The sequence below is a fragment of the Dyella silvae genome (assembly GCF_026421305.1).
In the GTDB taxonomy this organism is placed as follows: domain Bacteria; phylum Pseudomonadota; class Gammaproteobacteria; order Xanthomonadales; family Rhodanobacteraceae; genus Dyella; species Dyella silvae.
On the sequence record NZ_JAPJBQ010000009.1, the window covers coordinates 149,394 to 172,257 of the forward strand.

The 22,864-nt window shown below is 58.8% G+C and carries 20 protein-coding genes and 1 pseudogene; 12 read left to right on the forward strand and 9 right to left on the reverse strand.

The features are described 5' to 3' along the window. Nucleotides 1–405: 405 nt before the first annotated feature. Nucleotides 406–828, reverse strand: coding sequence for a hypothetical protein (locus OQE56_RS18215; protein ID WP_267226222.1), 423 nt, complete (start codon nt 826–828; stop codon nt 406–408). 236 nt (nt 829–1,064) lie between these two features. On the opposite strand from OQE56_RS18215, the gene OQE56_RS18220 reads away from it, so the two are divergent. Further along, complete coding sequence (locus OQE56_RS18220) at nt 1,065–1,211, forward strand: hypothetical protein (RefSeq protein WP_267226224.1); 147 nt, start codon at nt 1,065–1,067, stop codon at nt 1,209–1,211. A 116-nt stretch (nt 1,212–1,327) separates the two neighbouring features. Here OQE56_RS18220 and OQE56_RS18225 read toward each other — a convergent pair whose 3' ends face one another. Both OQE56_RS18225 and OQE56_RS18230 read right to left on the reverse strand, forming a co-directional pair. Next, entirely contained in the window at nt 1,328–1,990 is a 663-nt protein-coding gene (locus tag OQE56_RS18225) for an HNH endonuclease (RefSeq protein WP_267226225.1), read from the reverse strand. Further along, nucleotides 1,983–3,128, reverse strand: a complete 1,146-nt coding sequence (locus OQE56_RS18230) for an AAA family ATPase (protein WP_267226227.1) — start codon at nt 3,126–3,128, stop codon at nt 1,983–1,985. Before OQE56_RS18230 ends, OQE56_RS18225 begins: the two co-directional genes overlap by 8 nt. A 296-nt stretch (nt 3,129–3,424) precedes the next feature. On the opposite strand from OQE56_RS18230, the gene OQE56_RS18235 reads away from it, so the two are divergent. Continuing rightward, the gene (locus OQE56_RS18235; protein ID WP_267226228.1) at nt 3,425–4,162 is read left to right on the forward strand and encodes an HNH endonuclease; all 738 of its coding nucleotides are present in this window, start codon (nt 3,425–3,427) and stop codon (nt 4,160–4,162) included. Between the two features lie 90 nt (nt 4,163–4,252). On the opposite strand, the gene OQE56_RS18240 is transcribed toward OQE56_RS18235, so the two are convergent. Together OQE56_RS18240 and dcm are read right to left on the reverse strand one after the other, a co-directional pair. Further along, on the reverse strand, nt 4,253–4,738 hold the full coding sequence (locus OQE56_RS18240) for a very short patch repair endonuclease (protein WP_323748598.1): 486 nt from the start codon (nt 4,736–4,738) through the stop codon (nt 4,253–4,255). Between the two features lie 19 nt (nt 4,739–4,757). Further along, the gene (gene dcm, locus OQE56_RS18245) at nt 4,758–6,083 is read right to left on the reverse strand and encodes a DNA (cytosine-5-)-methyltransferase (RefSeq protein ID WP_267226230.1); all 1,326 of its coding nucleotides are present in this window, start codon (nt 6,081–6,083) and stop codon (nt 4,758–4,760) included. A 449-nt stretch (nt 6,084–6,532) separates the two neighbouring features. Here dcm and OQE56_RS18250 point away from each other — a divergent pair, with 449 nt between their 5' ends. Further along, nucleotides 6,533–7,882 (forward strand): MvaI/BcnI family restriction endonuclease, encoded by a 1,350-nt coding sequence (locus OQE56_RS18250; protein WP_267226231.1) that lies wholly within the window; start codon nt 6,533–6,535, stop codon nt 7,880–7,882. A 333-nt stretch (nt 7,883–8,215) separates the two neighbouring features. Here OQE56_RS18250 and OQE56_RS18255 read toward each other — a convergent pair whose 3' ends face one another. Continuing rightward, on the reverse strand, nt 8,216–8,728 hold the full coding sequence (locus tag OQE56_RS18255; RefSeq protein ID WP_267226233.1) for a hypothetical protein: 513 nt from the start codon (nt 8,726–8,728) through the stop codon (nt 8,216–8,218). Nucleotides 8,729–9,468: 740 nt separating this feature from the next. Between OQE56_RS18255 and OQE56_RS18260 the strand changes: the two genes are divergently transcribed. The 3 genes from OQE56_RS18260 to OQE56_RS18270 all read left to right on the forward strand — a co-directional run bounded on the left by OQE56_RS18260 (nt 9,469) and on the right by OQE56_RS18270 (nt 11,465). Beyond that, on the forward strand, nt 9,469–9,798 hold the full coding sequence (locus tag OQE56_RS18260; RefSeq protein ID WP_267226235.1) for a hypothetical protein: 330 nt from the start codon (nt 9,469–9,471) through the stop codon (nt 9,796–9,798). A gap of 148 nt (nt 9,799–9,946) precedes the next feature. After that, nucleotides 9,947–10,252, forward strand: a complete 306-nt coding sequence (locus tag OQE56_RS18265; RefSeq protein WP_267226238.1) for a HigA family addiction module antitoxin — start codon at nt 9,947–9,949, stop codon at nt 10,250–10,252. A 295-nt stretch (nt 10,253–10,547) separates the two neighbouring features. Next, nucleotides 10,548–11,465, forward strand: coding sequence for an alpha/beta fold hydrolase (locus OQE56_RS18270; RefSeq protein ID WP_267226240.1), 918 nt, complete (start codon nt 10,548–10,550; stop codon nt 11,463–11,465). Nucleotides 11,466–11,518: 53 nt separating this feature from the next. Here OQE56_RS18270 and OQE56_RS18275 read toward each other — a convergent pair whose 3' ends face one another. Then, nucleotides 11,519–12,454 carry an NmrA family NAD(P)-binding protein gene (locus OQE56_RS18275; protein WP_267226242.1) on the reverse strand — a complete coding sequence of 312 codons (936 nt, stop codon included), beginning with the start codon at nt 12,452–12,454 and terminating at the stop codon, nt 11,519–11,521. Between the two features lie 226 nt (nt 12,455–12,680). Between OQE56_RS18275 and OQE56_RS18280 the strand changes: the two genes are divergently transcribed. Then, nucleotides 12,681–13,619 (forward strand): LysR family transcriptional regulator, encoded by a 939-nt coding sequence (locus OQE56_RS18280; protein ID WP_267226244.1) that lies wholly within the window; start codon nt 12,681–12,683, stop codon nt 13,617–13,619. Between the two features lie 88 nt (nt 13,620–13,707). Here the strand turns inward: OQE56_RS18280 and OQE56_RS18285 are convergent, their stop codons facing one another. After that, nucleotides 13,708–14,775 (reverse strand): alginate lyase family protein, encoded by a 1,068-nt coding sequence (locus tag OQE56_RS18285; protein WP_267226246.1) that lies wholly within the window; start codon nt 14,773–14,775, stop codon nt 13,708–13,710. Between the two features lie 293 nt (nt 14,776–15,068). On the opposite strand from OQE56_RS18285, the gene OQE56_RS18290 reads away from it, so the two are divergent. The 4 genes and pseudogenes from OQE56_RS18290 to OQE56_RS18305 all read left to right on the forward strand — a co-directional run bounded on the left by OQE56_RS18290 (nt 15,069) and on the right by OQE56_RS18305 (nt 20,755). After that, nucleotides 15,069–15,923, forward strand: coding sequence for a Crp/Fnr family transcriptional regulator (locus OQE56_RS18290; protein WP_267226248.1), 855 nt, complete (start codon nt 15,069–15,071; stop codon nt 15,921–15,923). 276 nt (nt 15,924–16,199) lie between these two features. Beyond that, nucleotides 16,200–16,361: pseudogene (locus OQE56_RS20145) on the forward strand (ESPR-type extended signal peptide-containing protein); the annotation flags it as partial. A 288-nt stretch (nt 16,362–16,649) separates the two neighbouring features. Further along, complete coding sequence (locus tag OQE56_RS18300; RefSeq protein WP_267226252.1) at nt 16,650–19,892, forward strand: autotransporter outer membrane beta-barrel domain-containing protein; 3,243 nt, start codon at nt 16,650–16,652, stop codon at nt 19,890–19,892. Nucleotides 19,893–20,104: 212 nt separating this feature from the next. Beyond that, nucleotides 20,105–20,755, forward strand: coding sequence for a hypothetical protein (locus OQE56_RS18305; protein WP_267226253.1), 651 nt, complete (start codon nt 20,105–20,107; stop codon nt 20,753–20,755). A gap of 67 nt (nt 20,756–20,822) precedes the next feature. Here the strand turns inward: OQE56_RS18305 and OQE56_RS18310 are convergent, their stop codons facing one another. Further along, nucleotides 20,823–21,728 carry an alpha/beta fold hydrolase gene (locus tag OQE56_RS18310; RefSeq protein WP_267226255.1) on the reverse strand — a complete coding sequence of 302 codons (906 nt, stop codon included), beginning with the start codon at nt 21,726–21,728 and terminating at the stop codon, nt 20,823–20,825. 105 nt (nt 21,729–21,833) lie between these two features. On the opposite strand from OQE56_RS18310, the gene OQE56_RS18315 reads away from it, so the two are divergent. Next, nucleotides 21,834–22,751: a LysR family transcriptional regulator gene (locus OQE56_RS18315; protein WP_267226256.1), complete on the forward strand. Its 918-nt coding sequence runs from the start codon at nt 21,834–21,836 to the stop codon at nt 22,749–22,751. Nucleotides 22,752–22,864: the final 113 nt, after the last annotated feature.

The window sequence follows — 22,864 nt, forward strand, 5'->3', positions numbered from 1 at the left end:
TAGCCATCAGCGGGCAATGCCGCGACGAAAAGCATGAGGAAGTGGGTGCTCGGAGGCTGCAGTTGTCCGGTACAACGGGCGGCCGATCATTCCTAATGCGCGGGGCGCGAAGTGATATGGGATCGCGAATTTCAGCCTCTAAACGTGCGCTTCCGACCCAAAGCGGACGCAACTTCGCTCGGTATCCGCCCGGACGCCTGCGCAAGCGCCCGACCAGCTCCGACTCTACGTGGCAAATCAACTACGTCGACCAATAAAATCAGCCAATTCAGTTGGTTGGCTGAATCGGCCAAACTATGCGAGACGGCTGCGGCCAAACTATGTGAGATCGCGCACGTGCCATCACTCACTCGCGGGGAAAATGTCTCTGACCCCTTTTCTCCATCTCCTCCAGGCAGGGCCAACTTAGCTAGTGACTCGGCTATATGTGGCTTTGCACCAGAGGTCGTATGCGTTGAATATCTGCTCGTCGCTTAGATCGCGCAGCTTTCCCTTCTTAAAGTTGGACCAAACATTGTTGATCACTGATTCGTTGATACGACCATTTTGCTCATTCAACTTCTCGAGGGGATCCTTTGGGGCGCCAGGTTGGCTTCCTGTAGGCGGCTGATAGAGATCGTCGGCGGTCTTCCCAGCCTTCATCTGGTTAGCGAAGCGCACGGCCTTGCTTGCAATCTCACTGCATGTCCCATTTGCCGTAGTTGGATCCGTGTCAAGCATCCAGTGCCTGTCGAGGTGCGGAAACATACTCCACGTCGCCGCGTACCTGTCGGGTGGGTCGACATTTAACGTGCCGGCAAGCGATTGCTTGCCTTCTTCGGCTTGCACGTGTGTGGACCCCGTCAGAGTAAATAGGGCGATTAGGAATACTGTCTTTACTTGGGACATGAGTCGAGCAAGTCCTATTCAGTTGATGGCTCTTTAAGGCGAAAAGACATTCGAAGGCGCACCAAAGGCTGCCATCTGAGTCCCGTCCCTCTACGTTTCGAATCTGTCGAATGCCAATGTCCGCACCGCGAGGCAGGCATTCAGCCCTTGAGTTAAATGGAGACGGAGGCATTAGCTTGAGCGAATTTTCAGGTCATCCTCGCATGCTCAAAATTGGGAAACATGTTGCCGAAGATGAAGGCGGCGTAGCGGCTGATGCCGTTATCAATGCCGTGCTCGAGCACGCATGGGTATGGCAGCTCTCACTCACAACCAACAAATAGCTCTCGAACGTCATCGCCTGAATTCTCATGCCGTAACGGTGGGCTAGCTTGTTGCGGAAAGAAGGGATCAGAGACCTTTTCCCCACGATGGAAAAGGTCTCTGACCCGCTTATCGCTTATTTGGCCTGGCGGTCCTGCAGTTCAAGACTGAGCATCATCCTCACTTCCTGCTCAACCTCATCCAGAGATCTCCCGCCTTGCGTCTCCTGAAAGCTATCAACCTCAAGCTCCTTAAGGTTGAAGTACTCATAGGTAAAGGTCGCCTTCGGGTGATTTGACACTTTGTACGTGACCACCACTTTTCGATTGGCTTGGACAGATAGTCGCTCGATCAAATCATCCAAATGGTCGAAGTTAGGATGAGCAAAGAGATATTGGTCGCTTTTGTCATGCTTCGCTTCAACTGTCTTTGGGTCTACAACAAAATCGATGCGGTTCTTTTTGAACTGGAGATTGCAACGCTTGCAGGATACGGACAAGTTGGAGATTGTGTAGGTCAATTTACGAAACTTCGACTTGGGAAGTATGTGCTCACGATCAATCATAAATGGGCCGCCGCCCTGGAGGTTTGTGCGGCAATAGCAACAGGTCGAGCCTTGCCTATCAAGGTGAAAGCGCTGGATGCGCTTCTTAATCAACTTCAATTGTTCCTTGATGCCACGCAACTCGGGAGCGCCGTCGTCCCACGGATCGTCATGAGCGAGTGCTGTGTCGATTACTTCACGCTCCTCTTCACTCCAATCAAAACTATCCAGGAGAGGAAGGTAAGGATCAGTCATGCGGAGCATCTCCCGCAATTCTTTTTGATAGTGCCTCGGCCGCGCCAAGAACCTCATGTTGCCTCTTGTCGTAAACAGCCAAGCGGAGCCTTTCTATCAATTCCTGCACGTCTTCCAGGCGTCGCTCACCTCGTTTCAACAACGCCAGCGCTTGAACAAGCTGTTCGCTTAAAAAGTGACTTTCAGGTGTGATCGTTCCAAATACGTCCCACATCGTCTCTTCAAGACCATCATGTTCGATGTCGATTGCCTGCGGCTTCTCGTTTTCCCCGTGTAGTTGCTTCACTTCGATTTCAATCTCCGAAGATCGGGCTCCGGACACGATCATTGGCGCATGCGTTGCAATGAAAATTTTCGGCTCATACAAATAAAGTACAGAGTAGATTTTATCTACATACTCTCGTTGCCACTGCGGATGAAGGCTATTTTCCGGCTCGTCAATCAGGATCAGGCTCCGCTTCTGGATCTTCGTCATCAAGAAACAAAGCGTGGATATCAGGCTAAGTTGGCCTGAGCTCGCCTGGCCAACGGCAACGGGAGCTCCATCCTGCTTTCTGTGCAGCAAGATATCGATGGACGAAACGATTCCGGCGCTCTTAAGTTCCTTCTCAGACTTCAGCACCTTGAACGTATAACTGTTCGTGAATCGCTCGGTAACGCCACCTGCGAGATCAAACTGCAATTCTTTAGTAAACTCGAGCAATCTTGCTGAGACGCTGAATTCGTCGTATGCGATCGTGGACATCGTGGATCGGCGATGCCGAAGAGCATCGTCAAGGTTGCTCAGGTCCACGTCGCGGCAAGCAACCGTTACCTTAGTCGAATAGCCACAGTAGTCGAGTACCGCGCCCACACCAGAGGCCCTCGACTTTGACTGCCTGTATGTTCCGGTGATTACCGACTTTAGAATTCGCTCGGGCAACAATGTTCCGGATCGAGCGGAAATTTTCTTTCTTGGCTTTCCGGGGCCAAGGCTGTCGAATGGTGTGTTGCAGATGATCAATGTGTTTATGCCTTGGGCATGACCATGCTCGGCAAGCTTACGCAGATAGCTGCTTTTGCCAGCGCCATTCTGGCCGACAATAATGCTGACACCCCCAACCCAGTTCTTTCCTGTCAAGAATTCCAAATCTTCCATTCCTTGCCCCCTGAATAACTTAAGCTGTATCGGTCGATCGTCGGTAAAGTCAAGTAGAAGCCAACTCAGAATCAATCCATTCGATTGCTAGCTCGGCTGGCGGAGAGTGAGCCAGCGTATTCGGCATCGCGAGCACCGCACCTTCAGCAGGGTCAGGGTCACGTCTAACTCGAAGAAAGTGAAACTGACCCCGATACTTGACCTATTCCGGGCGCCAGTTTGCACTCCACTGGCGAATTTGAGTATCAATCCAATAGCGCGACTACGGTAATCAGACGAACAGGGAGTTGGTTTATATGGCGATCGATTGGAACATGATCTTTGACAGCTACGGTATCAAAACGGTAACCGATACCGACAAGCGAAAGGCTGCCTATGTCGTCAATGAGCAGCAGCTTTTAGCAGTTGAAGCCGCAGGCGTCACGCCGATCAAGGGTGAGCAGTTTCAAGTAGCAGTTCTGTTGGGTGATAGAGACTCGGTCAACGCAAGCTTCTATTTCTCCACGCGTAATCCAGACGAGAGAACACCTGAGCCAAGAATGGGCGGGAAATTTATAAGCTCGTGGCTTGCGCCTGGAGACAACGTGATACTCGGCAACGTGGGGAAGCAGCTGTTCGCGGCGAAACTTCCGGCCGAGGAACCTGAAGCGGTTGAGGTGGCTCAGGCAGTAATTCGCGCCGCGTCGCGAGAAAGCAAGGAGGCGCTGATTGAGAGAGCCAAGCTGGCGACAGGTCGGCCAGAGAGGAAGGTTGTTGAGCGAAATGAGTTCACTCGAAGCATTGCAGTAGTTGCTGGAGCCTTGGCTCGTGCTGCCGGTGCGTGCGAGATGCCCGGCTGTAGGAGTCAGCTATTTGAAAGAGACGACGGCACCGCCTACTTGGAGGTTCATCATATAGTTCCCCTTGCAGAGGACGGGGAGGACACTCTTACAAACGCCGCCGGGTTATGCCCGAGCTGCCACCGTAGACTGCATCATGGCAAAGATCGCCAAGAGCTAAGGGCACTGATTAAGTCGCACATAAACGGCATGTAGAATCTGACTTGGGCTTTTGGGGCGAATGTGATGCAGATTTTGCTGATAGAGAGCGGAGCTAGGAAGTGCGCGGCCTGAAAATCGTAAGCGCTATGCCTGTGTTTTGAAAGTTGTTGCCTGATGCGTAGTGCCCCGAATAGTCCCAAGTGGGTACTCAGAGCAGAGCCAGAGATGCGTTCGTTCCGTCACCTCGGAAATCGGCAACTTGTTTCTGCCTTTTAAAGCACACTCCCAGATCGTCAGGACTCTCCAGCCTTCGTCCAGTAACTTTCTGGAAGTGGTGGCGTCTCTATGCCGATTCGATTCGATCTTCTTCAACCAGAAGCTGGTGCCAGTGGCCGGGACTTTGAACAGATGGCAGTCATGTCCATGCCAGAAACAACCGTGCACAAATATGACGGAGCGGTACTTCGGGAGGACTAGATCTGGGGTTCCTGGCAGGTCGCGTACATGAAGGCGAAACCTCAGGCCCGCGGCATGAAGAGCCTTGCGGACCTGAAGTTCTGGTGCGGTATTGGTCGGGCCGATGGCCCGCATATTGCGACTGCGTTGTTCCGGGTTGTGAACGTCAGTCATGACGAAATCGATCTGGCCGTTACTTTTTGATCGCCTCGATAATTCGCGGCTTCATGAGCTTCGCGACCGCCTCGAAGACGGGAACGACGACCGAGTTGCCAAACTGTTTATAAGCTTGCATGTCCGATACCGGGATGCGAAAGCTGGCCTCGCCTGGCTTGTCATAGCCCATCAGTCGCGAACACTCGCGTGGTGTAAGCCTGCGGGGCCGGTTCTTCATGTTCTTCGGCGTGTCGATATCCTTCTTGGAATCGAAGCCACGATCGACCAGGATCTCCGAGCCGTCCTTGTAGTAGCGGGCGGACAGCGTTCGGGTAACGTCGCCAGTGCCGACAAGACCGAAGCCGAATCCGTTGCCCTTTTCTTTGTGCTTGATCGAGTAGTTGTACAGATACGTCCATAGCTTAGGCGTCAGGACGTACTTGTCTTCCACTTCCTTCTCAAGGATGTCACCCAGAACAGGCTTTGTCTTTGGAATAAGCTTCTTGATGTCTTTCAGCGTGAATCCGTCGTGTACTCCGAGATCGCGACGAAATCCGGCAAGAACAATTCGTTCGCGGTGTTGGGGCACGAAGTGCTTTCCGTCGATGATCTTAGGATCATCTGCGCCACTGGCCGCGACATCGGCCACCTCGTAGCCCAGCTCGTCAAGCGTTTCGACGATCACCTTGAACGTGCGCCCCTTATCGTGGCTCTTCAGGTTCTTCACGTTCTCCAGGAGAAAAGCCTTCGGCTTCTTCGCTGCGATGATGCGAGCCACATCGAAGAACAAGGTGCCCTGAGTCTTGCATTCGAAGCCGTGCGCGCGGCCCAGTGCATTCTTCTTGGATACGCCCGCGATCGAAAACGGCTGGCAGGGGAAGCCGGCCAGCAGCACGTCGTGATCAGGCACCGCTTTGGCAATGTGCCTATAGGCTTCGTCTTCGCTCACGCTTTCATCAGCGCTCAGCGTGATCTTCCGGATGTCATCGTTGAACCTGTGGAATTCCGGGTCGGAGTGATAGTTCGCCTTGTAAGTGCGAACGGCCGGGGCATTCCATTCACTTGTAAAAACACAGCGCCCACCGGACAGCTCGAACCCGCGCCTGAGTCCGCCGATTCCGGCGAACAGATCGATAAAGTCGAACTCTCGTTTGCCCTTCGGAGGTTTGGGCAACAGTGCTTCTAAAGCAGCATGTTCGGCCACGCTCAGCTTGGGAGATGCCTTTCCTTTGAGCCAGCGGTTAATGGTCTCCCGGCACCAGTGATCTGGGGACACCTCATTCAGAAAGCCGGCGATCTGCTTCTGATCGTAAATTTCAAGCAACTTGTTGATCAGGTCGAGATCTTCGGTATGGGCGGCCATGGGTCATCTATTTTGCGGGAAAAATGTGTGACGAAGTATCACTCGTTTGTCCCTTGCATGCTAGAGCGAAATGTCCGAAAGTGGCGCAAGGAAAGTCTGATGAACGCTCATCTCAAAGTCTGAGATGGAGGCTCATCGGCGTCAGCAACTTTCGGTTTTGAAAAAGGGGCCTGGTCGTCGCGCTTCGCGACGCCGAGATCAGGAGATCTCGACCACGTATAGCCTTTTCAGATTGTTGTGCGGCTGCCGATAAAGGGGGTCACGAGGCTCAGGCCGAGTCGTGATCGTGACGGAAGGTTACGCCCAGCATTGAGTGATACCAGTTGGCGGCGCGATGTCGTTCGGGAGTGTTCGCTCAAGTGCGGCCAGAGCCGGAGTCGCAATGAAGTTCGCCATCTGTCCGCTCGTTGACGGTGGCAACGCTGAAATGGAAATCAGGGGGAGTCAGCATGATCGAGTCTGTGTCCGGTGTCCTGGCGCTGATGAAGTCGCATGGAGCAAATCGTTTCTACGCCAAAAAGCTGGCGCCGAACGACAATTCAAAGAACCAGATCTACCTGGGTGGTGACTTCTCGGCATTGAACGTAATCCCTCATGGCAGCATCTATGCGGACGCCGACGAGAAGGCCAGCAGTAAGCGAGACAGAGCCAAGGCTGATGTGGACCTCTACTGGGTAGATGAGCACGGTTGCTACCGTGCGCCCGGCGCGCAATTGATTCTTTATCCGAAATACCCGGAAGTCCGCATGTCCGGTTTTCTGAAGGGCTGCAGAAACGCGCCGGGCAAGGTGCTGAGGGTGCGGGATGAGGGGCGCGTCCTGGTTCTCGGAATGACTGAGGACAAACGCGTTCTCGGTTTCGCTGCGGGTAAGGGCCATCCCGTTGCAATGGAGGTTCTGGCACTCCCGGACGCTCCCATGCTGGGCGTGTTCATAGAGTTGAGTGACGCCGCAACCGGTGAAGACACGCGAACCGTCTTGCTCGCAAAGCTCGCAGCGATCCATCAAAAGCTCTGGATTCCCTCGCAGAGACTCAATCGGGGTGGTGCTCTGCAACCGTACATTGCGAGCAATGCCGGTGGCTACACACTGGAGGCGGAGCTTGGTATATCGCCGAACGGCTACTCGGAGCCCGATTTCCTCGGTTGGGAGATAAAGCAATACGGCGTCAGGGACTTCGAAAAATTCCTGCCCAGGTCACCGGTGACATTGATGACCCCCGAGCCGACTGGCGGCATCTATCACGATCAAGGAGTTGATGTCTTCCTGCGCCGTTTCGGGTATCCCGACAAGAACGGAAAGCCTGATCGTCTCAACTTTGGCGGCATTTATGACTGTACCAAAGACTTCCATCCCGACACCGGGCTCAAGTTGGAGCTGCAGGGCTATGACTCGATCAAGCGAAAGATAACGGACATCGACGGTTGTATCGCGCTGGTGTCCCGGGACGGTGAAGTTGCCGCGTTATGGAAGTTCACCGAATTCATGGAGCACTGGAACAGAAAGCACGCGCAAGCAGCCTATGTGCCGTCGCTATCGCACTCGCCGCCGCCAAGCTACCGCTATGGTCCGCGCGTTTTACTCTGCGAGGAGGCTGACTTTGGACTACTTCTTGAGGCGATGACTGCAGGCGCTGTCTTTTACGATCCGGCGATCAAGATGGAAAGCGCGTCGTCCTCGAAGCCAAAGATCAAGCGGAGAAGTCAGTTCCGCGTTAGGCATGAATCACTTGAGCGGCTGTACCAACGAACAGGTCACTTCCAGCTTCAGCCAGACACCATGGTATGGACAAAAGAGTAAGAGTGACGCTGAAGGAGCTTGCGCAAGTCCCGGGCGCAGACGCGAAGGGCGAAGCTAATCCTCCAGGCGTCCTCGGCATATCCGTGAAATAACCTTCGAGGCGAGCACAGGATTTAGCTCGATGGGCTGAAGAAGCACTCCTCCCCTTTTTGTTCGGACGACAAGGACAAAACAGGGGTCAGAGTGCACTTTTCCTGCCAGTTTTCATGGAAAGTCCACTCTGATCCTGGTTTTCCAAACTCAGCCGCCGGCCTTTCGCGGCGAAGCGGAGGTAGGCCGGTCGGCTGAAGTGCTTTGTTGGGCACTCATCACAGAAGTCCGCGATGAGCAAAACTACAACGCGGCCTGAAGGTCGGATGGCCCCATGCAGAAGAATAAAGTCCGGGGATCAAGGCAGCAGAAGAAGCAGTGTTCGCGGCCGTCGCTCCCATCCCAACAGACCATGATGCACCCATCGGAAATGATGATGTCGGGTAGTCGCAGCGCACTAGAAAGAACCTCAGATATGGGGGTTCCTACAGTGACTATGCCGGCGCCCTTTGTTTGTTTTAGTTTTTTGCGCGCTGCTGAAACAGCTGTGATGAAGGCTTTTGACGGAGTGCCGGCCGTCTTGCAACGTTCAGTACGGAAAGCCTTAATTTTTCCGTACTCAAGATCCACTCTTATCAGAGCTGAGCAGCATTCGGTTTCAACGTGCCCAAAATCGATCGTTGCTTTCTTTCTTTTTTCCAGATTATCGACATCGATAAATTGGAGCGACTTTGAAAGGGCTACCCTGGGTAGCGACACTCGATATTCGTGGCTGACCTTGATGGTTACAGTGCCACGCGTTTTCCTGGCGACCATTTCGCACCTCCCTACGTTAATCACGTTTTAGAGACACAAACTCGGCTGCGCCGATGGCTACATCGCGAGATTCAACGCCTATGCTGAGCGGTCTGTGCGGGCGGAGTGTGTGATCGCGCGAGCAACTCACTCCGCGTAGGTCCGCTTGATTGCATAGTCAACCGGGCGCCCCCGATTCGGCGATTATGCGCCCGTCGTCATCGTTTGCCAAAAAAGATCAGAGACTTTTTCTTGAGTGAACGAGAACTTTGCTGGTTCTAAATCATCAATCCTCGTAGAAATACCAAGTCAATCACCCAAACATCACGCGGACTGTAAGGCTCTTTGATTGAGGGCTAATTAGCTTCGAGGACGGTGGCGAAGTCCTGGTATCGCGCAAGCTTGATCGCGTAGACCTTTATCGACTTGGTTTGCGCGGTGCTTGCGCTAACGGATGTGGTTCGTTCCATCCGAATCAGGCGGTCTACCTCGCGTTTCATCGATAACACGTCTTTCTGGATCGACAGACCTGATCGCTCGTTGAGGATATCGGCCCCGTCGTCAGCACGTCAGAAGCTGATGGCAGCTTGAGGGAAACGCCGACACGCGTTAGCGCTTGCCTTTGGTACCGTCTCCACGTCACTCGCGGTGTCTCTTAACCGTTCCCCGCGAGTGACCATGACAGCAATGTCGTGAAGCGCGGGCCGCTTGAGCGGTAACTCAAACGACCCGCTGACCAAAGCCAACCTTAGGAGTTGATCTTGGCTACCCACGATCATACGGCACGCGCACGCCTGCCCGTTCCCGCCGGCAGCACCCACACTCCTCCACCCGACACCCTCACGGCGTCGGCGTCGGCACTCCCTCCCTCGCTCGTGTTCACCCGCGAAGATCTCGCCCTGGCCGCGTATGCCCTGACGCGGCTACGCATCGATCACGAGCAGTGCCTGCACGCCCGCACCGAAGGGCTTTCCCACAAGTCGTTGGAATGGCCGCTTCCGGCCGCCGTGGCCATTGCAGTGGCCACCGCCATCCAGTGCCTTGAACGTCTGGTGGATGGGCACGGTGAGGCGTTGAGAGTGAACGCTTAGCCCCGTCCTGTGATCGTTCCCCGTGGCGCGTCGATACCCATCGATGCGCCACACCTGGGCGATCACGCACAGCGTCGCAGGACATTCCCCGACACGCATCGATGTCATCCCTGATGCGTCGCCTTGCCGTGCCTGACCGGAAAATCCGATGAACCTGATTCGCCTCGACCCGCATCTGCGGGTGGACCCTTCACAGCGCCTGCGCACCCCCGGTGAGGTGCTGCGGGACGACTACCTGATACCCCGCGCTATGACTCTCTCCGCCCTCGCCCGGCGCACGGGGCTTACCGTGACCAGCCTGCGGCGACTCATCATGGGCGACGTTCCCATGCGCGCCAACGACGCCATCCGCCTCGCCGTTGTCCTCAACACCAGTGCGCTCTACTGGATGCTGCTGCAAGTGCAGTGCGATCTGGAGCGGGAGAAGCGCGGCCGCGAATTCGGGACGCTGTGAAGGTCTAGATCGCACACCCGGCGATGACATTGAGGAAGAAAGGGCAGGGCGAGATGGCCCGGCACTTTCGGGCACGTTTATAGCGCACCGCTATCCGTGTGATGCATCAGTGCTGGCGCGAGCCGCCGATGCGCGATGCCCATTTTGTATTGGAATGTATCCGCCCGTCGCCGCCTTACATTTCGATGCATTTGGGCTGGGCGTGTGACACACCGGCGTTACGCGGCGGGCGTCTCCTAGTCACTCCGGCTGGCATGCCGCCAGCGCGCCACACGACACCCAAGGAGAACTCGTCATGTCCAACACCATCCCCCACACCGGCAAGGTCGGCAGCCACGAAGGCCTGGCCCGCAACAGCGATGGCGCCGGGCGCGATGATTCCACCCACCTCCTCCGCACCCAGCCATCCCCGGTATCGCGGGGACATGCCTTCATGCGAACGTTGTTGAGCTTCGCCATTGGGTTTGTGGCCGCCCAGGCTCCGGCGATCGCCGCTGACGTCAAGCCCGTACCCACGCACGCTTCCGAGCCACATGGCGTGAAGAACATCGTCATCGTGCCGGGCGCCTTCGTCGACGGTTCCGGCTGGCGCGTGGTGCACGACATCCTCATCCACAAGGGCTACAACGTCACCGTCGAGCAGCCGCGCATCGAATCGCTTGCCGACGACATCGATCTCACTCGTGAACTGATCCGTCGACAGGATGGCCCCGTGCTGCTGGTCGGCCACAGCTACGGTGGCGCCGTGATCTCGGTCGCCGGCACGCGCGACAAGGTGAAGGGCCTGGTCTATGTGGCCGCGCTGGAGCCCAAGGAAGGCGAAAGCGTGAGCCAGTTGCTCAGCTCGGTGCCCGCCCCGAGTAATGACGTGGTCGCCACCCTCGACGACCATCTGTACGTCGAGCCGTCGAAGTTCGCTGCGGATTTTGCCGGCGACCTCATCAAGAACCGCACGGATTTCATGGCGGCGTCACAGCCGTTCGCGGCCAAGGCGGCCTTCACCGCCACGGTGTCCGACGCCGCGTGGCACACCAAGCCCACCTGGGCGGTGCTCACCACCGACGACCATGTGCTGAGTCCCGACCTGCAGCGCTCGATGTATCAGCGCGCCGGCTCCAAGGTCACCGAAATCAAGGCCAGCCACCTTGTCTACATTTCGCAACCCGAACAGGTGGCGAAGGTGATCGAGGACGCCGCCACCAGCCTGCATTGAACACAACCTTCATCCCTCGAGGTTGAGTTTCTGCGGTAGATGAAAAGCATCGTTCACGCGGCCGTGGTGGGCCGCGTGAACTCCGTGGCATGCGCTTGCACGAACTCGTGCATGCTTGTCGGTACGCGGCCCGTCAATCGAGTGAAGTCGTCCGTCATGCGGTCGTAGCGGCCTTGCTGATGCAGGCGCGCCATGGCGGCGAAATGAGCCAGCAGGTGTTCGGGAAAGCCGGCCTCGCGTAGCTTGTCGGTCCAGGCATCGACCGGTGCATCCCGATAGGTGATCGTGCGCCCGAGTACTTCGGAAAAGACGTTCGCAAAGTGCACCAGATCGGCGGACTCCTTTCCCGTGAGGTTGTAGATGCGGCCAATGTGCGGCGCCGGATCGTCCAGCACTACGGCGACAGCACGCGCAACGTCTACAGCGGAGATGGGTGCGGTGCGGCCGTCGCCGAGCGGCAGCACGAGCGCATCGCGATCGCGCACGCCGGCTGCGGCGAGCACCTGGAAGAAACCCTCAAGGAATACTGTCGGCCGAATGGTCACCATCGGAAGGCCTGACCACGAGAGCGCCTGCTCAGCGAGCCAGTGCAGCTTGTGCTGGGGACTGTCGGTCGTTTCGGTGATGCTCATCTGAGAGACCGTCATCTGCGACATGTTCACGACGGCCTCGACGCCATGGTGCCGGGCGACAACGGCCATGTTGACGGTGGCCTCCAGGTAGGCCGCGGAGACCGACATGCCGAAGTAGATGCGCTTGCAGCTCTCGACGGCGCGATGCACCGATGCGAGGTCAGTCAGGTCGCCCACCACGACCTCGGCACCGAGGCGGCGAAGGTCGTCTGCACGAGCGTCCTCCCGTCGCACCATGGCGCGCACGTGGTGGCCCTGGGCCAGCAGCATGCTGGTGACGTTGCGGCCGATGGCACCCACTGCGCCAGCGGCGCCGGTCACGAGGATGGGGGAGTCGTGTTCTGAAATGTTGGTCATGGCTGTTCTTGGGAATCAGACGGTCGTCAGGGGGAGGAGGGGTGGCATCAGCCACAACGCCTGTCGCGGCATCGCGCTTGTTACCGCTCGGCGCGAGCATGAGCGCCAAGGTGGCGTAGATCGTCGACGTGGTAATGCGGGTGACGACGGCGGGGGCAATGACACTAGCCTGGACCCGACCAACCCGCTTGACCAGTGCAATATTCAGAAGTAAATGTTGCATGGCATGAAAACGTATGACCTGAACTTGCTGCGTACGCTGGACGCGCTACTGGCCGCCGGCAGCGTCACCGGCGCCGCCGAGCGTCTTCACCTGAGCGTGCCGGCGACTAGCCATGCGCTTGCGCGTTTGCGCGAGCTGACCGGTGACGCGCTGCTGGTGCGCGCTGGCCGTCGCCTGGTGCCTACGCCGCGTGCTTTAGCGCTACGCGAGCCGGTGGCGCAATGGATTGCGCAGGCTGCGTCGTTGATACACACGCCGCCGGGGGACGATCTGGCGGCCACAGAGCGCACCTTCGTCGTGCGCGCACCGGATGGCTTCGCCATCGCTTTCGGCGCCGCGCTCGGCACCGCGCTGGCGGCGGACATGCCGCGCGCGCAGTTGCGATTCGTGACCGAGACACACGACGACCCCGGTGCCCTGCGCGAAGGTCGCGTCGATCTCGACATCGGTACGTTCAGACCACGCGATCCGGAAATCGAGGTTGTCGAACTGTTTCCCCAATCGATGATCGCCGTCGTGCGCGCCGGTCATCCGTTCGCGGATCGTCCAGCAACGGCACGCCGCTACGTCACACAAGCGCACGTTGATGTGCAGCGGCGCCCCGGGGCACCCTCGTTAGTCGACGACGCATTGGCCGCGCTTGGTCTGTCGCGTCGCGTTGTGGTTACCGTGGCCAACGCCAGTGCGGCGCCCGTCATTGCCTCGCGTAGCGATTTTGTTGCCACTCTGAGTGAACGATTGGCGCGGGCGATGGCGCCTGGCCTTGGTCTTGTGGTGGTACCGCTGCCGTTTCTGCCGCGTGGCGAGACGGTTGTGATGGCGTGGCATCCGCGCCACGCCGCCGACCCGGCGCATGCCTGGCTGCGCCGACAAGTGCCGGCCGCAATCGCGGGTACGCGTGCTGGCCGAGGGCATCGAAAGTCTTCGCCTGCGTCGACCTGAGTCGGGTGACGGCCACTAAAAAAGGGGTCAGAGACTTTTTCCCACTGAGTGCGGAAGGGAAGTGAACCTGACCCCATTCTTTTGCAAATCAACCCTTGTGCGCGTACAGCAATTCCATCTCAAAACCATCCATGCCGAGATGCCCTTGCTCTATGACGGCACGGCCATCGTCGTTGGGAATCCTCTGCTGCAAGATCCAGAAGTACGCGGCATTGCGCACGCCATTCAGATGGCCGCCGTTGCTCGCATAGTAGGGAAAGGTTTCCGGGTGCAAGGTCCAATGAGCGGCCTGTGCATACGCGAGGTTGAGTTGGTGGCCTGCATCGCCGGCGTAAATATTGATTCCATCGTTATGGAAGATCTCAGCGGCCAGCGTGGTGGGAAGCAGTAAGTAATGGGTGTAGGAGAGACCATTGACGCCCTTGTCCGGTCCGCCGCAGTAATTTGAGGTATTGCTGCGACAGATCTCCGCCGGCAACGATCCATCCGGCGCTACCTGGCTAAGCATCAGGGCACGCCAGCGCTGTGCGGCCCGCTGCATCAAGCTGCGGTCGTGCAGATAAGCCGCGCTGCTTGCCTCGAGAAGCACACCCCAGTTGCCAAAGTTGTTGGTGCGCGATGCCGTTGAAACCGGCAGCACACGCTGTCGCACGAATGCGCGAAACGCAGCATCGTTCCATTGAGCATCGGTACGCACCATGGATGCGGCTAATGCGTACAAGGGGAAGGTGAAATTAAAGTCGGCGACGCCTTGTCCCTGGCCGATGTGCTGCACACCCGTAGCCCAGGCATCAAGTATTCGCTCGCTCGCCATGGCATAACGCCTGTCGCCGCTGGCCGCAAAACACATCGCCTCACGGTAAGCCACATGGCCATCGTCGGTGAAGGGCTTGGCGATACGCTGCTCGCCCTCACGATCGACGTAATGTTGGGGAGGCGAAAAGTCGCTAACGGGGTGTGGCGTGTAGCCAAGGTCACGATCGCAGTTGGAGCGAAGCGCCTGCCATCGTGCCGGTGCCGCTCGCAAAGCGTTGACTTCGTCCTTGCCTGGCCAAACGGATGACGCATCCGTCACGGTGGTGGCGCTTTGCGTCGATGGTGCGTCATGGCGGGTGGCTTCGCTGGCGCAGCCTGTCATGGTCGCCGCGACGGTCATCACTAAGGCGTAAAGCCGGTGGCCATGATCCCTAGTCTTATGTCCGCAGAGGTGTTGCTTCGCTGGACGATCGGCTTGCTTGCTGGCCATAAATTGAGATGGGCGCCTAAGTTAAAGATCAATGATATGTCGAAGAAGAGGGGGCATCTCACATGCGAGCAAGATGCTTTTTAGCAATTGTTCTTCAGATGACAGAGTTTCTCATCGTGAATGTCCACCATGTCTCACATACGGCGCGCCAAGGAGGGGCACTCGCCGGAACAGACGGATGAGACTATGGGGGGAGTTAGACCGTGACCCATGTATTGCAGGTCCCCATACCGTTCCGCTGCCCAGGGCCAGAGCTTCGCCAACGGGCTGGCTGCACATCGAATGATGAATACACGTGCTGGTTTTCCGCCAGCTGCGTTTCCACCTTAGATGTAGACACCATTCCGGAAGCGATGGAAGCCAGACAGCGGGCCTTGGCGGCGGCAGCGCTTCAGCGATTGCAATGGCACGAGTTGATGGAGCCATCAACCATTCAGCTCATTCTCGGGGAAGGGCGTGTGCGCGTGCTGAGGCGCGGCGACGTCTTGTTTCACCGGAATGCGGAATTTCAGGATATTGCGCTCATTCTCAGCGGCGCGATTGAGTCGAGTGTTATGTCCGTCGATGGCCGTAAACAGGTCGTCGCCTATGGTGCACCGGGCGATATCCTCAATCTCTTCGCCTGTTTCGACGGTCAAAGAAATGCCTATGACCACGTCGCCAGAACGGACGGCAAGGTGATTTTGTTGTCTCGACACACGGTGAACGAAGCAAGATTCGCTGATCAAAGGTTCACTGATCTATTGATAAGCAAGATATGCCGTATAGGCAGAAGGGCGCATCAACTTCTACCGAGTCATTCACTGCTTTCGCTCAGGAAGCGTTGCCTATTAGTGCTGCTTCAACTCGCGGATAAATTCGGCGTGGAATCGTCCCGTGGCGTAGCCATTGGCTTGAAGTTATCCCAGGAAGAAGTCGCCGACATCGTCGGGTGCAGCAGGCCGAAGGTCAACGCGGAGATGAAAGCGTTAGAACGCATGGGGCTCATCGATGTTCTTTATCGGTGTATTCACATTGTTGACTACCCGCGACTACTCGCGCTTGCCATGAGCGACTAAGGCTGGTGTAAAGCCCTCGATTGAAAGGTGAGAAGCGAGCTGCTCTGGACTCGAATCAGAGAGGCTGAGTCGCCATGCTTCCGAAAGTCCCAGGACTTTCCCGGCCGCACTTGGTGTTCGCCCCTGGCCCGCGGCGGCCATCCTTTTGAAGCACGATCCGGCATTCATTCTGTTTGCCCGGGCGTGACTTCGTCTCATCTGTCATGTGCAGAACAGAGTTCAGAAACAGCAGGTGGCACCCTCGACCAGTGTCCGGCAGAGCAATCCGACGTGCGAATGCGGTTGCTGTGCCGGTATGGGAAACGCGACCTGCTCGCGTTCCTGAGGAAAGAGTCACCCACCTGTAAGCAGGTCTCAATTGTGAACAGGGTTTTCAAAAATATATGGTGCGAGAAAAGGCGCACCTTCGTGGCGGCCAGCGAACTGGCCAAGGGCCAAAAGCGGGGCAGCGGGGCGAGCCGCCTGCTGCGGACGATTTCCTTGATCTGCGCCTTCGGCTTTGCTGCCGCTTCCGGGCGCACCATGGCGCAGACATGCACCCCTGCGTCGAATTCAACGAACACCACTTCCAGTTCGAACACGTGTGCAGGTAGTGCCGGAACTGCAGGCGCGAATGGCTCGTCGGGAACGTCTGCCAGTGCTGGAACAGGTGGCAATGGCACCCCGTCATCAACGGCTGGCAGCTCCGGCAGCGCTGGCGGTGATGGCGTTCTTGCCGGCGATAGTGTGACCTGGACCAATAGCAGCACAGCGATCACCGGGGGTGCCGGTGGCACAGGTGGCACCGGTGGCGCGGGTGGTGCAGGCGCAAGTAACAGCACAGCCGGGGCGGCCGGTGGCGATGGCGCAGCGAGTACAAGCGGCGGCAACGGTGGTACCGGTGGCGACGGCGCTTTTGGTGGTACTGATTTCAATGTCACTAATACCGGGAAGATCGCGGGCGGCACTGGCGGCAACGGCGGACTTGCCGCCTCTGGCGGCAACGGCGGAGCTGGCGGCGCAGGCAGCACAGGCAACGGTGGCGCCGGTGGCGTGGGCGGAGACGGTGCGCGCGGGTCAGACGGTGGTGCCGGAGGCAGTGGCATCCTCGGCGGCACAAGCTTCGTGCTCACCAATTCCGGGACGATCAGCGGCGGCGCCGGTGGCAAAGCCGGCGCCGGTGCCAACGGTGGTACGGGTGGTCGCGGTGGTAGCGGCGGCGTCGGTAGCAACGGTGGCCAAGGTGGCGCCAGCGGCACAGGCGGCACAGGCGGTACAGGTGGCGCCGGCGGTAGCGGTGTCGGATCTGCGACCGGTGACGGCAGCTTCATCCTGACCAATAACGTTGGCGCCACCATCACGGGTGGCAACGGCGGGGTAGCCGGTAATGGTGGCCTCGCTCAGGGCGGCTCGGGAGGGACGGCCGGCACAGGTGGCATGGCTGGCCTGAACGGCTTGGCGCGCGGCGGTGCAGGTGGCCTTGGTGGCGCGGGCGGCAATGCGGTCACCAGTGGTAACGGTGCGCTGATTACCAACAGTGGTTCGATGACGGGCGGCAACGGTGGCGGCGGTGCCGGTGGCAGCGGTGGTCCCGCCCCTCCGGTTACGCCGGGCATAGGGGGCAACGGCGGCGTCGGCGGCCAGGGCATCGGTATTGCCAGCAGTGGCGATGCCTTCACGCTTCTGAACAACAGCGGGGCCACGATTACGGGCGGCACCGGCGGATCGGGTGGGGCAGGCGGTAGTAATAGTTCCGGTAGGTCGGCCGGTGGCAACGGTGGTGCGGGCGGGGCAGGCGTCAACGCGGAAGCCGCCGGTTCCAGCCTTACGAGTGCCGGCACCATCAACGGTGGTGCCGGCGGAGCCACCAATTGGCTATCGGTCTCCGGCAATGGCGGCAATGGTGGCGCAGGTGTTGCCGGTTCGGGTTTTACGTTGAACCAAACCGCGGGAACGATCAGCGGCGGCAACGGTGGCAACGGCAAGACAACCGGCGGTGCCGGTGGTGTCGGCATCGTCAGCACAGGTGATGCCACTATCACGATCAACGGTGCGGTGGCGGGTGGCATTGCCGGTGCATCGAATGGAGTGGCAACAAACACGCGCGCGAACGCAGTCCAGTTAAGCGGCGGCGGCAATACCTTGATGCTGATGGCCGACTACAGCTTCACCGGCAATGTCGTCAGCAACAGTGGGACAACCAACGGCGGTGACGCACTGGCGCTTGGCGGCACAGTCGACCAGACGTTTGACACCACGCAGTTGGGTGACGTGGGTTCGACTGCCCAGTATCAGGGGTTTGATCTTTTTCTGAAGACCGGCACCAGCACGTGGACGCTGACTGGCGCCAACATCTACGGCGGCACCACCAGCGTCAGTGAAGGTACGCTGCAGGCCGGCGCGTCAAATACGTTCAGCCCGAACTCGCCGGTAACGGTGGCCAGTGGCGGCACACTCGACCTCAACGGCTTCGACCAGACACTTATCAGCCTGACGAACGCGGGCCGGGTAACCCTGGGCAATAACACGCCGCCAGGCACCACGCTGACGGTGACCAACTACGCCGGCCAAAACGGCACCCTCGTTCTCAATGAGGTGCTCAACGACGGCGCCACCGTGGGCGACCGGCTCATCGTCAATGGCGGTAGCGTGACTGGCCACACTCAATTGGCTATCAACAACGTCGGCGGGCTCGGTGCAGCCACGACTGGCAATGGCATTGAGGTCGTGCAAGGCATCAACGGAGCCGACACGACCGCGCAGAGCAGCAAAGATGGCTTTACCCTGGCCAGCGCGGTGATGGCCGGTCCTTATGTATACAGATTGCGGGCTGGCGATAGCCGGGGCGCGGGTCAACACTGGTACCTGACGACGCAGGCTCCGACTCCTCCGACGCCAGTCGATCCGACTACTCCGACCACACCGACTCCTCCGACTCCAGTCGATCCGGCTACTCCGACTACTCCAACTCCTCCGACTCCCGTCGATCCGGCTACTCCAACCACTCCCACTCCGGTTGATCCGGCGCTCCAGATGTACCGCCCGGAAGCCGCACGTTTGCCGGCGGCGATGGAAATGATCAACGCCATGACGCAAGCGGCGTTGGCCACCCGTCACGATCGAGAGGGGGATGCGATCGCCACCGATCAAGGTCCGGCGGTTTGGGGGCGCACGCTTGTCTCCAGCCTCGACCAGCACAGCACCGGTGTCACCCAAGCCGGGCTGACGGGTAGCGTGACCGGCCTGCAGGTCGGTGCCGCCCTGTGGCAGGGTGCGACGGCAGATGATTCGCACATCACCGTCGGTGCCTTTGGCACCCTGCTGCACGGTCAGGGCACTGCCACCGGCACGGTGGGCGGTGTTGCGGACGCCGCAGCAGGCGTCATCAAGAGCCATGCCTATACGCTGGATGGATACGCCACGTATGAGCGCGCTTCCGGCTTCTACGTCAATGGTGTGATCCAGGGCGCCATGACGCGCGATCAAACGAATATCGATGCCGGTCGCGTGCAAGGTAACAGCGCCTTGGTGGCACTGGAGGTGGGGCAGCCATTCAAGGTGAGCCCGAGCTTTGCCGTGGCGCCATTGGCCCAGCTGGTTTACCAACATCAAACCTACGATACGACCACGCTGAGCGGCGGCACCACGGTGTCGTTGGGCTCGACCTCGGGCGTGAGCGGCAAGCTTGGCGTGCGCGGGATGTGGGATGTCTCGGCCGGTGCAGTGTCCGTGGCGCATCCGTATGTGGAGGTGAACCTGGTCCACAACGGCACTGATCGCTTTACCGCCACCTACAGCACGTCAGCGGCACAGACGACGCTGCAGAACACCTTTGCGCAAAACGCTGCCGGAGTAGGGGGCGGCTTGACCGCCAGGCTGGGGACGCGAATCGACTTGTATGGGAAGTTCGATTACCAGCGCGCTCTCGGTACACACCTCGGGGCGAACTGGCAGGCTGCGGCAAACGTCGGGGTAAGGGTGTCGTTTTAACCCTCAGGAACCGCGTGCCCTCCCTCTGCTCTCATGTGGGGGGAGGGTCCTCCCAAGATCTCCCATCCGCGACTTTTGATGGTGAGCCACAGGATTGATTCGTTTCGAAGACGACGGCGAATGGCTCGATGCTGAAACCCTGGACCGGCGTTCAGGCGCATTGCTAGGATGCCTTCGGCCGCTTGGCCGAGGGGATTCAAACAGGGGAAAACATGAAGAAGTTCTGCTGTGCGGCGGCCATTGCCGTCGTTCTGAGTGGGTGTGTGTCCGCGCCCACCAAGTCGTTGGATTCAGGGTCAGCTCTGCAGGGCAAGCATGTTGTGGTGACGCAATATGCCAAGCCGGACTTTTCTGCCATGACGCCTGGAAAGGCTGCGTTTGGCATGTTTGGCGCCATGGCGATGGTCAGCGCGGGCAATGAACTGGTTAAGTCCGAGAATATCGAAGACCCGGCCATTGAAATCAGCGAACAGATCGCTAATGACATGGCGGTAAAACGATCGGCTACGGTGCTTCCGTCTTCGCATCAGATTGCCGCTGACGACAATCCAGCGTCATTGGTGAAGATCTATCCCGGCGCTGACGTCATCCTCGATGTAAAGACCATCAACTGGATGTACAGCTACTACCCGACCCAGTGGAGCAAGTATCACGTCTTTTATGCGGCGCGTGTTCGTCTGATTGACGGCAAGACCGGTGCATTGGTTGCACAGCAATTGTGCAAGGTTGATCCGACCGATCCCAATGACCCGCCGACGAACGACGCCCTTCGGGCAGATCATGCGGCACTGCTGAAGCAGTTCCTTCATAAGGCCGCCAGCACGTGCGTTAGCAACGTCGAGCAGCAGGCACTGAGAGCGTAACGCGGCTCCCAGGCTGTCTTGAACTTTCCTGGATCGCGCCGAGCCGAACGCTACGACATGAGGCATGTCAGACGCGTTCGGCTTGGCCATCCTTGTTCACGCTCGTACGGTCCACAAAGCTTGCGATTCGCGGGGCGATGGTGGGCAGGCATTCTTCAAGCGCGAAGTGCCCGGTATCCAGCACGTGCAGCTCAGCGTTCGGTACGTCGTCCAGATAAGCCCGCGCGCCAGCCTCCACGAAAAATGGATCGTGACGACCCCAGAAGATCAGCGTTGGCGGTTGGTGTTCGCGCAGCCAGGCCTGCCACTGCGGGTACAGAGTGATGTTGGAGTGGTAGTTCAGTGCGAGATCGATCTGGATCTGCGCCCGGCCAGGTAGATCGAGGAAGTGCTGGTCCATGGTCCAGCCATCGGGGGAGATCCGCTCGGGATGTGCCGCGCCGGTGAGGTACTGGCTACGCGTCATCTCCAGCGTCAGCAGGCCAAGCACGCCTTCTTCGGCACCTTTCACACCCGGCTTCATCGCGGTGAATTCCTGCGCAATCGGGCTGAGGCCAGCCGTGTAAGCGTTGCCGTTCTGGATCACCAAACCCTCGATCCACTCCGGATGGCGCGCCGCCAGACGAAAACCTACCGGTGCGCCGAAATCGAACATATAGGCCACGAAGCGATCCAGTCTGAGTGCGCGGCAGAAGCCTTCGATCACATCCGCCAGGCTGTCGAAGCTATAGGCAAACGTTCCGCCTAGCGTGGCCGGGACGGGGGCGTCACTGTGGCCAAAGCCGGGATAGTCCGGTGCAACCAAGTGATAGCGGTCGCCCAGCGCATCCATCAATCGGCGGTACTGATGCGACGACGACGGAAAACCATGCAGCAGCAATAAGGTCGGTGCGTCCTTGGGGCCGGCCTCCCGATAGAAGACTTTGATGCCGTCGACGTCAACGTAGTGATGGGAGATCTGCGGGATGTTCATCGGTCTGGCTTCTTTCGCATCGAGGTGTGCGCATGATGGAGAGAATGGCCGGTACCCGTAAGATGCCACCTCCGAACTCACTATTCACTCCGGGCGAACGACCACATGAGCGAAGTCAGCGGTATCAACCTCAATCGGCTGGCGGTGTTTGTCGCGGTGGTCGAGGAGGGTACATTCGCCGGCGCCGCGCGACGGCTCGATGTCGCCAAGGCGATGGTCACCACGCACATTCAGAAGCTGGAGGCTGAACTTCGCGCCACCTTGTTGGTGCGCACCACTCGCAGCGTGAGTCTGACCGAGGCCGGTCAGGCCTTCTATGAAGCGAGCCGCGTCATCGTCGAGCAAGCCGAGGCGGCGATCGAATCCGCGCGTTGCCACAGCGGCGAAGTCACCGGCACGCTGCGCGTCACCGCACCGATGGACTACGCCGCAACCGTCGTCGCGCCGGTCGCTGCCGCACTGACCCAGGCACACCCCTCGCTGCGCATCGAACTCATCACGGCCGACCGCGTGCTGGATCTGGTCGCCGACCGTGTGGACGTCGGCATCCGTCTTGGCTGGCTCGCTGACTCCAGCCATCAGGCCGTGAAACTCGGCAGCTTTGCCCTATGGCTGGTCGCCAGCCCCAGTCTGTTGCGCGCGGGTGGCCTGCCAAAGTCCCCGCAAGACCTCTCGGGGCGGCCGATGGCGGCGTTCTCGGTGCTCGATAAACCGGCCCATTGGACATTCGCCGGGCCGCAAGGCGAAGCCGAGGAGGTTTTCTTTGACGCGGTGTTTACCGCCGACTCGGCGGTAGCGATGAAGCAGGTCGTGCTGAGTGGCGGCGGCTTCGGTGTGATGACGGATTTCACCGTAAGCCAGGACATCGAAGCGGGCAGGTTGATTCGTGTATTGCCGCAGTGGACGCTACCCGAAGGAGGCATTTATGCGGTGTTTCCCGCTTCGACGCAGCGGGCGCTCAAGGTCAGAGTGTTTGTGGATGCGTTGCGGGCGCATGTGGAGGGTGCACTAAGGAAGGTTTGAATAATCACTGTCATCCCCGCGAAGGCGGGAAGCGCTTCACAACAGCCGAATGGCTGGTCATCCAGTGCCTGAAAGCAAAGACACTGGATGACCAGCCATTCGGCTGTTGTGAA

Bases quoted from the DNA above. Each gene is read 5' to 3' on its own strand.
- OQE56_RS18240 (WP_323748598.1), bottom strand. From the start codon at position 4,738: ATGACTGACGTTCACAACCCGGAACAACGCAGTCGCAATATGCGGGCC.
- OQE56_RS18280 (WP_267226244.1), top strand. From the start codon at position 12,681: ATGAAAACGTATGACCTGAACTTGCTGCGTACGCTGGACGCGCTACTG.
- OQE56_RS18265 (WP_267226238.1), top strand. From the start codon at position 9,947: ATGAACCTGATTCGCCTCGACCCGCATCTGCGGGTGGACCCTTCACAG.
- OQE56_RS18230 (WP_267226227.1), bottom strand. From the start codon at position 3,128: ATGGAAGATTTGGAATTCTTGACAGGAAAGAACTGGGTTGGGGGTGTC.
- dcm (WP_267226230.1), bottom strand. From the start codon at position 6,083: ATGGCCGCCCATACCGAAGATCTCGACCTGATCAACAAGTTGCTTGAA.
- OQE56_RS18310 (WP_267226255.1), bottom strand. From the start codon at position 21,728: ATGAACATCCCGCAGATCTCCCATCACTACGTTGACGTCGACGGCATC.
- OQE56_RS18275 (WP_267226242.1), bottom strand. From the start codon at position 12,454: ATGACCAACATTTCAGAACACGACTCCCCCATCCTCGTGACCGGCGCC.
- OQE56_RS18270 (WP_267226240.1), top strand. From the start codon at position 10,548: ATGTCCAACACCATCCCCCACACCGGCAAGGTCGGCAGCCACGAAGGC.
- OQE56_RS18285 (WP_267226246.1), bottom strand. From the start codon at position 14,775: ATGACCGTCGCGGCGACCATGACAGGCTGCGCCAGCGAAGCCACCCGC.
- OQE56_RS18255 (WP_267226233.1), bottom strand. From the start codon at position 8,728: ATGGTCGCCAGGAAAACGCGTGGCACTGTAACCATCAAGGTCAGCCAC.
- OQE56_RS18250 (WP_267226231.1), top strand. From the start codon at position 6,533: ATGATCGAGTCTGTGTCCGGTGTCCTGGCGCTGATGAAGTCGCATGGA.
- OQE56_RS18315 (WP_267226256.1), top strand. From the start codon at position 21,834: ATGAGCGAAGTCAGCGGTATCAACCTCAATCGGCTGGCGGTGTTTGTC.
- OQE56_RS18225 (WP_267226225.1), bottom strand. From the start codon at position 1,990: ATGACTGATCCTTACCTTCCTCTCCTGGATAGTTTTGATTGGAGTGAA.
- OQE56_RS18305 (WP_267226253.1), top strand. From the start codon at position 20,105: ATGAAGAAGTTCTGCTGTGCGGCGGCCATTGCCGTCGTTCTGAGTGGG.
- OQE56_RS18235 (WP_267226228.1), top strand. From the start codon at position 3,425: ATGGCGATCGATTGGAACATGATCTTTGACAGCTACGGTATCAAAACG.